The following is a 13,776-nucleotide window of genomic DNA, read 5'->3' as shown; positions in this document are numbered from 1 at the left end:
ACGCCTACACTGGAGGACGTGGCTGCTATTAATTTGGGAATGCCGAAAGTGCCTGACACCCTCGCACCTCGGCGCAAGTCCCGTCAGATCAAGGTCGGAAAAGTTCTCGTCGGAGGCGACGCCCGTGTGAGCGTGCAGTCCATGACGACGACGCCCACCACGAACATCAACGCGACTCTCCAGCAGATCGCCGAGCTCACCGCCAGCGGGTGCGACATCGTTCGCGTCGCCGTGCCGAGCCGAGACGACGCCGAGGCCCTTCCGATCATCGCGAAGAAGAGCCAGATCCCGGTGATCGCCGATATCCACTTCCAGCCGAACTACGTGTACGCGGCCATCGACGCGGGCTGCGCGGCGGTACGGGTCAATCCCGGCAACATCCGCAAATTCGACGACCAGGTCGGAAAGATCGCCGCAGCAGCCAAGGCCGCAGGCGTCTCCATCCGCATCGGCGTCAACGCGGGCTCGCTCGAGCCATCGCTGCTTCAGAAGTACGGCAAGGCGACACCCGAGGCGCTCGTGGAGAGCGCCGTGTGGGAGGCAAGCCTCTTCGAGGAGCACGACTTCCACGAGTTCAAGATCTCCGTCAAGCACAACGACCCCGTCGTTATGGTGAAGGCCTACCGCCTGCTTGCGGAACGCGGCGATTGGCCGCTGCACCTCGGCGTCACCGAGGCCGGCCCCGAATTCCAGGGCACCATCAAGAGCGCCACCGCATTCGGCATCCTGCTCGGCGAGGGCATCGGCGACACGATTAGAGTGTCGCTCTCGGCCCCGCCCGCACAGGAGATCAAGGTGGGCCTGCAGATCCTGCAGTCGCTCAACCTGCGCGAGCGCAAGCTCGAGATCGTGTCGTGCCCCAGCTGCGGGCGTGCTCAGGTCGATGTCTACAAGCTCGCGAATGATGTGACAGACGGCCTCGAGGGCATGACCGTGCCCCTCCGCGTCGCCGTGATGGGATGCGTCGTGAACGGTCCGGGCGAGGCCCGCGACGCCGACCTGGGCGTCGCCTCCGGCAACGGCAAGGGTCAGATCTTCGTCAAGGGCGAGGTCGTCAAGACCGTTCCGGAGTCCGAGATCGTGGCGACGCTGATCGCCGAGGCCAACCGCCTCGCGGCCGAGATGCCGGCCGCCGACACCTCGACCGGCAGCCCTGTCGTGACGGTCGGGGCCTGATGAGGCTGGAGCCTCTGACCTCCGACGACATGGAACGGGCGGGCACGATCGTGCACGCCGTCGAGTCGTCGTACTCGGCGACGGTGGTGGGGCAGGTGACCCTGCGTCGCGCCCTCCTGGTGGCTCTCGTCGCCGGGGGCCATGTGCTTCTCGAGAGCGTCCCCGGCCTTGCCAAGACGACAGCGGCGACGACGCTCGCCCGAGCCATCCACGCGCAGTTCACGCGCATCCAGTGCACGCCCGATCTGCTGCCGAGCGACATCACGGGCACCCAGGTGTATGACGCCAGGACCAGCACTTTCGAGACTCAGCTGGGTCCGGTCCACTCGAACTTCGTTCTGCTCGACGAGGTCAATCGCTCGAGCGCGAAGACCCAGAGCGCGATGCTCGAGGCCATGCAGGAGCGGCAGACGACCATCGGCGGAACCGTCTACCCACTGCCGGAGCCGTTCCTGGTGATGGCGACGCAGAACCCCATCGAGCAGGAGGGCACGTATCAGCTGCCCGAGGCGCAGATGGACCGGTTCTTGTTGAAGGAGATCATCGACTATCCGACGATGGAGGAGGAGCTCGAGGTGCTGCGCCGCCTCGACGCCGGGGTCTTCGAGGCGTCGAGTCAGCACGAGGGCTCGGTCTCGCTCGACGACATCCGCTTTCTGCAGAAGGCCGCGTCTCGCGTCTACGTCGACGACGCCATCCGCAACTACATCGTGTCGATTGTGTATGTGACCCGCAATCCGCTGAACTACATCGGTGAAGAGCTCGCCGGCTACGTCGAGTACGGAGCTAGTCCCCGCGGCACCATCGCCTTCATGCAGGCCGCACGCGCTCTCGCCCTCCTGTCCGGTCGCTCGCACGTCGTGCCCGACGACGTCAAGGCCATCCGGCACGCCGTTCTGCGGCACCGCGTGATCTTGAACTTCGATGCCGACGCCGAGGGTGTGCGGCCCGAGACCGTCATCGACGCGATCTTCGCGTCTGTCCATACGCCCTGAGCGCTATGGACAGCCTTCTCGTGCGGATCAAGTCGCGGATGTTCATCCACGCGCATCGCAAGGCGCTCCACCTGCTCGACGGTGAGTACGGATCGCTCGTCACGGGGCGAAGCATGGACTTCGAAGATCTGCGCAGCTACGTCGCCGGCGACGAGGTGCGCGATATCGATTGGAAGGCTACCGCTCGTCACGGGGCGACTCTGGTCAGGCGCTACACCGCCCTGCGCAGACAGACGGTGTACTTCGTTCTCGATACGGGTCGCAATATGGCGGCACGTGCAGCCGATGGCGAACGCAAGAGCGAGGTCGCCCTTTTCGTCGTCGGAGTTCTCGGTTACCTCGCTGTGCGTCACGGCGATGAGGTCGCGCTGCTCTCCGGCGACGCGGAGCGCACGATCCGGCTCCCGGCCCGCTCGAGCGAGGATCACCTCGAACGGGTTCTGCGCTCGATCGACTCGGCGCACAGCCTGAACTCTCCTCTGAGCGATCTCGACCGCACGCTCCGGCTCGTCGCCCGCACGGTGCGCCGGCGTGCCATCGTCGTCGTGATCACCGATGATGCGCCCCTCGGCCCCGATCAGACGAGGCTGGTGCGCCGACTTCGCGCACAGCACGAACTCGTCTGGGTGACGGTGGGCGACATCGATCCTCTGCGTCTAGCAGGAGCGACGGCGGTCGACGATGGATGGCGGATCCCCGAGACCCTGCGCATGGACCGTCGGCTCACCGCCGAGCTGACGCGTTCGATCGAGGAGGACGTCGCAGAACGCCAGACGACGTTCGATGACCTGAAAGTCTCGCACCGACGCATAGGGCGGATCGACGATGTCGTGCCGTCGCTCCTGCACCTGCTGAAAGCCAGGACGCGTGCCTGACACCGAACTCATCCCTCCCATCGGCTTCGGCAGCGCATGGCTCGTGATCGGTGTCGTGCTCATCGTGCTCGTCATCGCCACGATCCTGCTCATTCTTCTCGTGCGCGCACGCAAGCGGTCCGCGTCGGTCGAGCTGCCGCTCGGCGGACTCGCGGGACTTCGTGCCGAGTATCACGCGCGGATCACCGCGATCGAGGCCGAGTTCGCCGAGGGGCGGCTCTCCGCCAGAGCGGCGCATCACCGCCTCAGCGCGGTCGTGCGTCAGTATGGACGTGCCGTCAGCGGGGTAGACGCCCCGGTGATGACGCTCACCGAGCTGCAGTCGTCGCCTCTGCCCACGGTGACCGCGGCGATCGCCGAGTACTACCCGGCATCGTTCGAGTCCGCCGACCGCAACGAGATCTCGTCGGCCGTGGCGAAGGCGAGGCAGGTGATCGAGTCATGGGGCTAGCCAACGCGTGGATCCTGCTCGGCCTCGTGCCGGTCGTCGTCGCCGTGATCGTGGTGCCACGGTTGGCGCGTCGTCGACGATCGTCGGATGCCGGGGTGCCGGTGGCGCACACTGGGCGCCTCACCAGACTCCCGGGCTATATCGCGGCGGTCGCCAGAATGCGCGGTCTCAGCATCGCCGCGCTCCTGGTGGTGTCTCTTTTCATAGCGACGGCCGCTCTGCTCGCCGCTAGACCCGTCATCACCTCCACCGAGAAGCCCGCGAAGTTCACCCGCGACGTGGTGCTGTGTCTCGACGTCTCGGGCTCGATGACGGATGTCGACATCGACGTGCTCGAACGATTCAAGGAGCTCTCAGAGGGATTCGAGGGCGAGCGCCTGGCCCTGGTCATCTTCAACTCATCCGCGGCCCAGGTCTTCCCGCTCACTGACGACTACGACTACATCGCGGATCAACTCGAGGCCGTGCGCTCGAGTCTCGATGGCACGGGAGAGTTCGGAGACGCGTTCGGCGGAACTCTCACGGGGGAGGGCGCCTCGCTCATCGGCGACGGCCTCGCATCGTGCGTGCTCACCTTCGACAGGACAGACGAGAAGAGATCCCGCTCCGTCGTGCTGGCGACCGACAACGACATCAATGGAACGCCCATCATGACCCTCGATGAGGCCGGCGCATTCGCCACGTCTCGCGATGTCCGCGTCTACGGCATCGACCCGAGTGTGACGAAGCCCGGCGACTCCGAGGATTCGGCCGAATTCCAACGCGTCGCCGATTCGACCGGTGGCCAGTACTTCGTGCTCGAGTCCGCCGACACCGTCCCGACCATCGTCGACGGCATCGAGGCGACGGAGGCCGCCCTTGTCGACGACGAACCTAAGCTGATCGTCTCCGACCAGCCCACCCTTTTCGTCGCGCTCTCCATCGTTCTCCTCGCAAGTCTGCTCGTTCTCGCTTGGAGGGCCAGGCTGTGAGGTTCTCTCCCGTTCTCCCGTTGCCGGCGCTGATCGCCGTGTTCGTCGTGTTCGCCGCATTCGTCGTCTGGCAGCTGGTGTTGCGAGAGAACCGATCGCGTCGGTTGTCTTGGTCGATCCGCGCGGCCATGGTCGTCGCGCTGTTGCTCATCGCCCTCCGACCCGGCATACCCGGACCTGCAGGTGAGAAGGCGACCTCCGATGTCGACGTGTTCTTCGTGGTGGACACGACGACGAGCATCGTTGCCGAAGACTTCGACGGCTCCGATCCGAGACTCGACGGCGTGAAGAGCGACATCGTCGACCTGGTCGACGCGTATCCCGGGGCGAAGTTCGCTCTGATGTCGTTCGACAGTTCGGCTGTGCTGCGAGTGCCGCTCACCTCCGACGCCACCGCAGTCGCTAATGCTGCTGACGTGCTGGCCTCCGAGATCACGATCTACTCGAGCGGAAGCAGCATCACCGAGGCGAAAGACCTGCTCGCATCGACTCTGCAGCGAGCAGAGGACGCGGAGCCGGATCGCGCGCGCGTCGTGTACTACTTCGGCGACGGCGAACAGACTGCCGCGGCACCCGTCGGGAGCTTCGCCGACTCCGCTCCGTTCGTCAGCGCGGCCTATGTCTTCGGCTACGGCACAGAGGCAGGCGGCCAGATGCGGGTGCAGACGGGATACTACGACGACGACAAGACGGACGACGGATTCGTCACCGACGACACGGGCTCACCCGCCCGCTCGGTGATCGACGAGCAGAATCTGCGCACGATCGCAGACCAGCTGGGAGCCGAATACCTTCACCGCACCGCTCCCGGCGACCCGCCGGCAGCCACCGTAGACGCGTCCGCGGGCAGTTCCCTGTCGGACGAGTCCTCGGCTGGTACGACGGAGCTCTACTGGATTCCGGCCGGTGCCCTCGTGCTGCTGCTCGCCTTCGAAGCCATCATCGTTGTTCGGCGACTCCGCGAGCTCGGAGCTGCCGCCGGGCGGAAGGGGAGAGACGAATGATGCGCCGCCGTACCAAAGCCGGTCTCATCGCTCTGCCGCCGACAGTGCTCGCGATCGTCGTCGCGGTGAAACTGATCGGACTCACGATCGTGTCCGGCCAGGTCTCCGCCGCGTACGAGAGGGAGGACTTCGAGTCGGCCACGTCGATGGCCCGATGGCTCACCGTCGTGAACGTGATCGACCCGTGGAAGGCGCACTTCGCCGTAGGCGATGGTCTCGCCGCTCAGGGGCTCGATGCGGATGCGCAGGGCGAGTTCGAGCGTGCGCTCGGCTTGGCGTCCACCGAAGATCAGTGCCCCGTGCGGGTGAATCTGTCGCTCGTGCTCGAGCGGCAGGGGGATGCGGTGGTCGCAGCCGATCCGAACAAGCGCGACGAGGCATCCGCGTTCTACGACGAGGCGCTCGACGTGATCGACAAGGCCGACGAGTCGTGTCGACAGCCTCCGCAGAACGGAGAAGAAGGCACGGACGACGACCTGTCCGACTCGGAGAAGCGCGTGACCGAGAAGAAGGAGGCGCTTGCCGAGCAGCCGCCCGAGGACGAGGGCGACACGAGCGACGATCAGCCCAAGCCGGATGGCTCACCGAGCGACGCCACGGTCGAGCAGCTCGAGGAGAAACTCCGCGATGCGGGTCAGGATCGCAGCGACCAGCAGACGTCTGAGCGCACACCGACCGACCCGGACTACGTCGACAAGCCCTGGTGATGCCGGCGCTCAGCAGAATCCGCGCGAGAACACAGCAAATTCCGAAGTTCTCTCGCTAGTTTCGTGAGCCTTGCCGAAACCCGTCCGGGTCAGACAAAGGAATTCGATTCTCATCAGCTCGCTACGCACCTCTTCGTCCATCGCACCCCGCCACGGTCGCCTCGGCAACCGCTCCAGCTTCTGGGCCGTCATGCGGGTTGTTGCGATCACGGCCGCGGTCGCGGTGGTGAGCTCGGTATCGATCGTCGCGATCGCCGTCAACGGACTCGCATCCACCGTGCAGGCGAACACCGTCGCTCTGAGCAACGAAGCCGACGTGCCGCAGCTCGTGGATGTCGGGGCCATCGAGGGCGGCGTCAACGTCCTCGTCGTGGGCAGCGACACGCGCATCAATCAGCTCTCGACAGAGGGCGACGACACCGAGGGGGCGCGTAACGACGTCACCATGCTTCTGCACATCAGTCAGGATCATCAGAACGTCAGCGTCATCAGTTTTCCGCGCGACACAATGGTCGACATGGCGAAGTGCACCGATCCCGACACGGGCGAGGTGTATGGCGCGACGTCGTACCAGCAACTCAACACGGCTCTCGGGCGTGGCGGGCAGCGAGGTGGTCTCGGTTGCGTCGTCGCGACCGTCGAGCAGATCACCGGCCTGAAGATTCCCTACGCGGGTGTCATCTCGTTCGACGGTGTGGCCGCGATGACGTCGGTGATCGGTGGCGTCGATGTCTGCATCTCCAAGCCGATCGACGATCCCTACAGCAATCTGCATCTGGGTGCGGGCAACCAGACTCTGTCCGGCGAAGACGCGCTTGCGTTCCTCCGCACGCGTGAGGGCGTCGGCGACGGCAGCGACCTCGCGCGCATCAGTTCTCAGCAGGTCTATCTGTCCGCCCTCGTCCGCAAGATTCTCTCGGACGGCACCCTCACGAACCCGGTCACGCTCTACGGTCTCGCCAACGCGGCACTCAGCAACATGTTCCTGTCGACGGAGCTCGGCAAAGTCGATTCGATGGTCTCGATCGCAAAGGCTCTGCAGGGCGTGCAGCTCGATAAGGTCGCGTTCCTGCGGTATCCGGTCAGCGGCGATCCAGACGATCCGAACCGCGTGGTCGTGAACGAGGCAGACTCGGACATTCTCAACGCGGCGCTGGCATCCGACACCCCCCTCGACCTCAGCCAGGTGGGCACGGCCGACTCGGCGACGTCGGCAGACGGAACGGGCGATGCGCCGGCTACAGACGCGGCTCCCGCTCCCGCTCCAGACCCTGCCGCGACGACCGCTCCGGATGCGGGTGGTGCCACCGTTCTGCCGGATTCCTTCACCGGCCAGACGGCGGCGAAGGTCACCTGCTCCGTCGGCAACTGATCCCACTGTCGGGTCGACACCGCTTCGATCAATAGACTGGTGAGCGTGTCAGTTCGCCTCAGCAACTATTTCCTCCGTACCCTCCGCGAAGATCCCTCCGATGCAGAGGTGGCGAGCCATCGCCTCCTCGTGCGCGGCGGCTACATCCGTCGGCAGGCCCCGGGCATCTTCGCGTGGCTGCCGATCGGCCTGCGCGTCAAGGCCCGGATCGAGAACATCATCCGCGAGGAGATGACGGCTGCAGGCGCACACGAGGTGCACTTTCCCGCCCTTCTGCCCAAGGAGCCCTACGAGGTCACGGGGCGCTACACCGAGTACGGCGACGGGATGTTCAGGCTCAGCGATCGCCACGAGGCCGACTACGTCCTGGCACCGACCCACGAGGAGGTCTTCACCCTTCTCGTCAAAGACCTCGTGAACAGCTACAAGGATCTGCCCCTGTCGATCTATCAGATCCAGGACAAGTACCGCGATGAGGCTCGGCCCCGCGCCGGTCTGCTGCGAGGCCGAGAATTCACGATGAAGGACGCGTACTCGTTCGACGTCACCGACGAGGGTCTCGAGGCCTCCTACCAAGCGCAGCGTGCGGCGTACGAGCGCATCTTCACGCGCCTCGGACTCGAATACGTCATCGTCAAGGCGGATGCCGGCGCGATGGGCGGCTCGAAGAGCGAGGAGTTCCTCCACCCGACTCCGATCGGCGAGGACACCTTCGTGCGCAGTGCCGGGGGATACGCGGCGAACGTCGAGGCCTTCACGACGACGCCGCCCGCGCCGCGCTCCTACGACGGGCTCACCCCGCCCGATGTGCACGACACCCCCGATACCCCCACGATCCAGACTCTGGTCGACCTCGCCAACGCCAGCCATCCCCGGCCGGACGGCCGTTCGTGGACCGCGGCCGACACGCTGAAGAACGTCGTCTTGGCGCTCCGCAACCTCGACGGCACCCGCGAGCTCGTCGTCATCGGCCTCCCGGGCGATCGAGAGGTCGATCTCAAGCGCGCCGAGGTCGCCTTCGCGCCGGCCGAGGTCGAGGCCGCCATCGAGAAGGATTTCGTGGCCAATCCCGGCCTGGTCAAGGGCTACATCGGCCCGTGGTCGGCGGAAGGTCCCGTTCTCGGAACGACCGGCTCGACCGGCATCCGCTATCTGCTCGACCCGCGTGTCTCCGACGGCAGCGGCTGGATCACGGGCTCGAACCAGCATGGACGTCACGTGTTCGGCCTGGTCGCGGGCCGTGATTTCGGCTCCGACGGAGTCGTCGAGGTCGCTCAGGTGCTCGCCGGCGATGAGGCCCCCGACGGCTCCGGCCCCGTCGAGCTCGCCCGAGGCATGGAGATCGGCCACGTGTTCCAACTCGGCCGCAAGTACGCGGAGGCCCTCGGACTGAAGGTGCAGGACGAGAACGGCAAGCTCGCCACTGTCACGATGGGGTCGTACGGCATCGGTGTGACCCGCATCCTCGCGATCATCGCCGAGCTGAACAACGACGACAAGGGTCTCATCTGGCCGAAGGCTGTTGCTCCGTTCGATGTGCACGTCGTGGCCACGGGACGAGACGCAGCCGTCTACGAGACAGCCGAGACGATCGTCGAGGCCATCGAGGCATCCGGACTCGAGGTGCTCTACGACGACCGCCCGAAAGTGTCGCCCGGCGTCAAGTTCGGCGACGCCGAACTGCTGGGTGTACCGACGATCGTGATCGTCGGCCGTGGCGCCGTCGACGGGGTCGTCGAGCTCTGGGATCGCGCATCCGGCGAACGCGTCGAGGTGCCCATCACGGAACTGGTGCCGCGCCTTCGCTGATTTGCGTGCGCGGTACCGCGGAGTCGCTTCGTCGGGTAAATTGATCTGTTGGACCTGACGCCATCCGCGTCGGGGGACCACGAATTTAATACAGAAGAAGGAGGCCGGGTTATGGACATCGACCTCAGCGTGCTCAGGCTCTTGGAGCGCGAGCGGGAGATCCCGTTCGACGAACTGGTAGAGATCATCGAACAGGCGATCCTGACCGCCTACATCAAGCACACGACGCCGGTTCTGCCGGTCGACGCACCGAAAGACACGCCGGCGCCCGTGGCTCCGAATGCGCGCGTGCACCTCGACCGCAAGAGCGGACACGTGAGCATCTACGTGCCCGAACTCGATGACGACGGTGCCGTGATCGGCGAGAGCGAAGACAGCCCGAGCGACTTCGGTCGTATCGGAGCCTTCGCGGCGAAGCAGGTCATCAACCAGCGTCTTCGCGACATCGCAGACGACGCCGTTCTGGGAGAGTTCAAGGGACGCGAGGGCGACATCGTCGCCGGAATCATCCAGCAGGGCCCCAACCCCCGCATGATCCACGTCGACCTCGGAACGATCGAGGCCATCCTCCCTCCAGAGGAGCAGGTGCCGGGCGAGGACTACTCTCACGGCTCGCGTATCCGCGTCTACGTGACGAGCGTGTCGAAGGGAACCAAGGGTCCTTCGATCACGGTCTCCCGCACGCACCCCTCGCTCGTGCGCAAGCTGTTCGCGCTCGAGGTTCCCGAGATCGCATCGGGCGCCGTAGAGATCGTGTCGCTCGCACGTGAGGCCGGCCACCGCACCAAGATCGCCGTTCGCGCCACCGAGCCGGGAATCAATGCCAAGGGCGCCTGCATCGGCGAGCTGGGCCAGCGGGTTCGTGCCGTGACGAGCGAGCTCGGTAACGAGAAGATCGACATCGTCGACTTCTCGACCGACCTGCCCACGTTCGTCGCCAACGCGCTGTCACCGGCGAAAGTGTCGAGCGCGTTCGTGATCGACGAATCGCTGAAGGCCGTCCGCGCGCTCGTCCCCGACTACCAGCTCTCGCTGGCCATCGGCAAGGAAGGGCAGAACGCCCGCCTCGCCGCGAAGCTCACCGGTGCGAAGATCGACATCCAGCCCGATTCGGTGATGGACGAAGCCTGACGCCGCGTCACCACGGGGATCGATTCGGGGGAGGTGTAGTATGGAACCCGTAAGAACGTGCGTCGGTTGCCGCGCGCGCGCCGATCGATCCTCTCTTCTGAGGGTCGTCGCCCGGAATCCAGTCGTGGTCGTCGATGAGACGGCCGTTCTGCCCGGCCGGGGCGCGTGGGTGCATCCCCGCATCGAGTGCGTCGAAAAGGCGCAGACACGCAAGGCTTTCGGCCGCGCGTTACGCATCAAGACCGCACTCGACACGTCCTCCGTTCTCGATTTTCTCGAGCGGCAGGCGACTCATCCATCAATCCGCAGACATTCAGTTTCTAAAGAACAGGCTGAAACGTACATCGTGACCAACTAATGAGTGACAACTAATGAGCGGCTCCAAATGAGCCCCGCGCACAACTAATGGTCTGCCCCTGTTTGGGAGCGGATCCCAGACAGGAGAATTGTGGCTGCAAAACCACGCGTACACGAAGTCGCCGCCGAACTCGGCGTCGACAGCAAGATCGCCCTCGCGAAGCTGAAAGAAATGGGTCAGTTCGTCAAGGGCCCGTCATCGAGCATCGAGCCGCCCGTCGCCCGTCGCCTGAAGGAAGCCCTTCTCGCTGACGGTGCCGGCGCGGCCGCCTCGACGCCCGCCCCGGCGAAGGCCGCCCCCTCACCCGCCCGCCCCGGTGGAGCGCGGACGACGGCGACCCCCGGACCGGCACGTCCCGCGGCACCCGCCGCACCCACCCCTGCGGCTCCCGCGGCTCCGGCCGTGGAGACTCCGACTCCCTCTGCCGCACCTGCTGCACCGGCGGAGACTCCCGCTGCGACCCCGACCCCGGCTCCCGCCGTCGAGACGAGTCAGCCCGCCGCCCCTGTGGCTACGGGCGACACCGCTCCCGCCGGTGGAGCGCCGCGCCCCGGTGCACCCCGCCCGGGCAACAACCCGTTCGCCAGCCAGCAGGGCATGCAGCGCCCCGGCGCCCCGCGCCCCGGCAACAACCCCTTCGCCAGCCAGCAGGGCATGGGCACCACACCGGCACCCCGCGCGGGCACCGGTGGAGGCTCGACCGGCGCGATCCCGCGTCCGGCAGCGCCTCGTCCCGGCGCACCTCGTCCGGGCGCTCCGCGTCCCGGCGGCGCAGGCCAGGGCGCACGCCCCGGCGGCTTCGGCCAGCGTCCCGCGGGTGCCGGCGGCGGATTCCGCCCCGGTGGTGCGGGCGGCGCTCGCCCCGCGGGCGGCGGTTTCCAGCGCCCCGGCGGCGCTCCTGGAGCGACGCCCGGTTTCGGTGCGCCTCGCCCCGCGGGTGGTGGCGGCCGCGGTCGTGGCCCCGGCGGAGGAACGGCCGGAGCTTTCGGTCGTGGAGGCGGTCGTGCCAAGGCACGTAAGTCGAAGCGTACGAAGCGGGCCGAATTCGAGCTGCGGGAAGCCCCGTCGCTCGGAGGCGTCAGCGTTCCCCGTGGTGACGGCTCGACCGTGGTGCGACTGCGCCGCGGAGCATCCATCACCGACTTCGCCGACAAGATCGACGCGAGCCCCGGAAACCTCGTCACCGTGCTGTTCCACCTCGGTGAGATGGCGACGGCGACGGAGTCTCTCGACGAGGCGACCTTCGACATCCTGGGTGAAGAGCTCGGCTACAAGATCCAGATGGTCTCTCCGGAGGACGAGGATCGCGAGCTGCTGAGTGGCTTCGACATCGACATCGATCAGGAGCTCGAAGACGAAACCGACGACGTTCTCGAGATCCGTCCGCCCGTCGTGACGGTCATGGGTCACGTCGACCACGGTAAGACGAGGCTCCTCGACGCGATCCGCAGCGCGAACGTCGTCGCGGGCGAAGCAGGTGGCATCACCCAGCACATCGGTGCCTACCAGGTCTCGGCCGAGCACGAGGGCATCGAGCGCAAGATCACCTTCATCGACACCCCGGGCCACGAGGCGTTCACCGCCATGCGCGCCCGTGGTGCGCAGGTCACCGACATCGCCATCCTGGTTGTCGCTGCCGACGACGGCATCATGCCGCAGACGGTAGAGGCACTCAACCACGCCCAGGCTGCCAACGTGCCGATCGTGGTCGCGGTGAACAAGGTCGACAAGGTCGGTGCGAACCCGGCGAAGGTGCGCCAGCAGCTCACCGAGTTCGGCCTCGTCGCCGAGGAGTACGGCGGAGACGTCATGTTCGTCGACGTGTCTGCTCTCAACAACATCGGTATCAAGGAACTCCTCGACGCCGTGCTGCTGACCGCGGACGCGGGTCTCGACATGCGCGCCAACCCCAACAAGGATGCCCGTGGCGTCGCCATCGAGGCGAAGCTCGACAAGGGCCGTGGTGCGGTTGCAACCGTGCTCATCCAGTCGGGAACGCTGCGCGTCGGAGATCCGATCGTCGCCGGAACCGCCTACGGCAAGGTGCGGGCTATGCACGATGAGGATGGAAACATCGTCACCGAAGCGACGCCCGCCCGCCCCGTGCAGGTGCAGGGACTCTCGACGGTGCCCCGCGCCGGCGACACGTTCCTGGTCACCGAAGACGACCGCACCGCCCGGCAGATCGCCGAGAAGCGCGAAGCCGTCGAGCGCAACGCGCTGCTGGCCAAGAGCCGCAAGCGCATCTCGCTCGAGGACTTCACCCGTGCACTCGAAGAGGGCAAGGTCGAGTCGCTCAACCTCATCATCAAGGGTGACGTGTCCGGTGCCGTCGAGGCACTGGAAGAGTCGCTGCTCAAGATCGAGGTCGACGATTCGGTTCAGCTGCGCATCATCCACCGCGGTGTGGGTGCTGTCACGGAGTCCGACGTCAACCTGGCCACGGTCGACAACGCGATCATCATCGGGTTCAACGTGCGCCCCGACACGAAGGCGCGCGAGCGTGCCGCTCGTGAAGGTGTCGACGTGCGCTTCTACTCGGTCATCTACTCCGCGCTCGAAGACATCGAGAACTCGCTCAAGGGCATGCTTAAGCCCGAGTTCGAAGAGGTGCAGTCGGGTGTGGCGGAGATCCGCGAGGTCTTCCGTTCCTCCAAGTTCGGAAACATCGCCGGTGTCATCGTGCGCTCGGGAACCATCACGAGAAACGCCAAGGCGCGGGTCATCCGCGACGGCGTCGTGGTCGGCGACAACCTGGCCATTGAGTCGCTGCGTCGTTTCAAGGACGACGTCACCGAGGTTCGTACGGACTTCGAGGCCGGTATCGGCCTCGGCAAGTTCAACGACATCCAGATCGGCGACGAGATCGAGACCATCGAGATGAAGGAGAAGCCGCGCGTCTAGTCCTCACGGACTTCGATCGCAGC

Annotated in this window: 12 protein-coding genes; all 12 read left to right on the top strand. The window is 66.0% G+C overall.

Annotated features, from left to right (window positions below):
- Positions 1 to 18: 18 nt before the first annotated feature.
- Positions 19 to 1,176: a flavodoxin-dependent (E)-4-hydroxy-3-methylbut-2-enyl-diphosphate synthase gene (ispG, locus tag ASF79_RS07995; RefSeq protein WP_181035766.1), complete on the top strand. Its 1,158-nt coding sequence runs from the start codon at positions 19 to 21 to the stop codon at positions 1,174 to 1,176.
- Positions 1,176 to 2,171 carry an AAA family ATPase gene (locus ASF79_RS07990; protein ID WP_055780843.1) on the top strand — a complete coding sequence of 332 codons (996 nt, stop codon included), beginning with the start codon at positions 1,176 to 1,178 and terminating at the stop codon, positions 2,169 to 2,171. Before ispG ends, ASF79_RS07990 begins: the two co-directional genes overlap by 1 nt.
- Positions 2,172 to 2,176: 5 nt before the next feature.
- Positions 2,177 to 3,046, top strand: a complete 870-nt coding sequence (locus tag ASF79_RS07985) for a DUF58 domain-containing protein (protein WP_055853616.1) — start codon at positions 2,177 to 2,179, stop codon at positions 3,044 to 3,046.
- Entirely contained in the window at positions 3,039 to 3,497 is a 459-nt protein-coding gene (locus ASF79_RS17470) for a hypothetical protein (RefSeq protein WP_055853614.1), read from the top strand. The genes ASF79_RS07985 and ASF79_RS17470 overlap by 8 nt, the downstream gene beginning before the upstream one ends.
- A complete protein-coding gene (locus tag ASF79_RS07975; RefSeq protein ID WP_055853612.1) occupies positions 3,488 to 4,468 on the top strand; it encodes a vWA domain-containing protein in 981 nt (326 codons plus the stop codon). The genes ASF79_RS17470 and ASF79_RS07975 overlap by 10 nt, the downstream gene beginning before the upstream one ends.
- Positions 4,465 to 5,472, top strand: a complete 1,008-nt coding sequence (locus tag ASF79_RS07970) for a vWA domain-containing protein (protein ID WP_055853611.1) — start codon at positions 4,465 to 4,467, stop codon at positions 5,470 to 5,472. The genes ASF79_RS07975 and ASF79_RS07970 overlap by 4 nt, the downstream gene beginning before the upstream one ends.
- On the top strand, positions 5,469 to 6,179 hold the full coding sequence (locus ASF79_RS07965; RefSeq protein ID WP_156366185.1) for a hypothetical protein: 711 nt from the start codon (positions 5,469 to 5,471) through the stop codon (positions 6,177 to 6,179). The genes ASF79_RS07970 and ASF79_RS07965 overlap by 4 nt, the downstream gene beginning before the upstream one ends.
- A gap of 70 nt (positions 6,180 to 6,249) precedes the next feature.
- Positions 6,250 to 7,551 carry an LCP family protein gene (locus ASF79_RS07955; RefSeq protein ID WP_235500689.1) on the top strand — a complete coding sequence of 434 codons (1,302 nt, stop codon included), beginning with the start codon at positions 6,250 to 6,252 and terminating at the stop codon, positions 7,549 to 7,551.
- A 45-nt stretch (positions 7,552 to 7,596) separates the two neighbouring features.
- A complete protein-coding gene (locus ASF79_RS07950; protein WP_055854602.1) occupies positions 7,597 to 9,360 on the top strand; it encodes a proline--tRNA ligase in 1,764 nt (587 codons plus the stop codon).
- A 111-nt stretch (positions 9,361 to 9,471) separates the two neighbouring features.
- A complete protein-coding gene (nusA, locus tag ASF79_RS07945; RefSeq protein ID WP_055780868.1) occupies positions 9,472 to 10,491 on the top strand; it encodes a transcription termination factor NusA in 1,020 nt (339 codons plus the stop codon).
- A 40-nt stretch (positions 10,492 to 10,531) separates the two neighbouring features.
- Positions 10,532 to 10,849, top strand: a complete 318-nt coding sequence (locus ASF79_RS07940; RefSeq protein WP_055780870.1) for a YlxR family protein — start codon at positions 10,532 to 10,534, stop codon at positions 10,847 to 10,849.
- 90 nt (positions 10,850 to 10,939) lie between these two features.
- Positions 10,940 to 13,753: a translation initiation factor IF-2 gene (gene infB / locus ASF79_RS07935; protein WP_055853603.1), complete on the top strand. Its 2,814-nt coding sequence runs from the start codon at positions 10,940 to 10,942 to the stop codon at positions 13,751 to 13,753.
- Positions 13,754 to 13,776 lie beyond the last annotated feature (23 nt).

Source organism: Agreia sp. Leaf335, from assembly GCF_001423605.1.
In the GTDB taxonomy this organism is placed as follows: Bacteria; Actinomycetota; Actinomycetes; order Actinomycetales; family Microbacteriaceae; genus Agreia.
Note: the sequence above shows the minus strand (reverse complement) of the source record. Positions and strands in the feature narration are given on the sequence as shown.

Bases quoted from the DNA above. Each gene is read 5' to 3' on its own strand.
- ASF79_RS07990 (WP_055780843.1), top strand. From the start codon at position 1,176: ATGAGGCTGGAGCCTCTGACCTCCGACGACATGGAACGGGCGGGCACG.
- ASF79_RS07985 (WP_055853616.1), top strand. From the start codon at position 2,177: ATGGACAGCCTTCTCGTGCGGATCAAGTCGCGGATGTTCATCCACGCG.
- ASF79_RS07975 (WP_055853612.1), top strand. From the start codon at position 3,488: ATGGGGCTAGCCAACGCGTGGATCCTGCTCGGCCTCGTGCCGGTCGTC.
- ASF79_RS07965 (WP_156366185.1), top strand. From the start codon at position 5,469: ATGATGCGCCGCCGTACCAAAGCCGGTCTCATCGCTCTGCCGCCGACA.
- nusA (WP_055780868.1), top strand. From the start codon at position 9,472: ATGGACATCGACCTCAGCGTGCTCAGGCTCTTGGAGCGCGAGCGGGAG.
- ASF79_RS07940 (WP_055780870.1), top strand. From the start codon at position 10,532: ATGGAACCCGTAAGAACGTGCGTCGGTTGCCGCGCGCGCGCCGATCGA.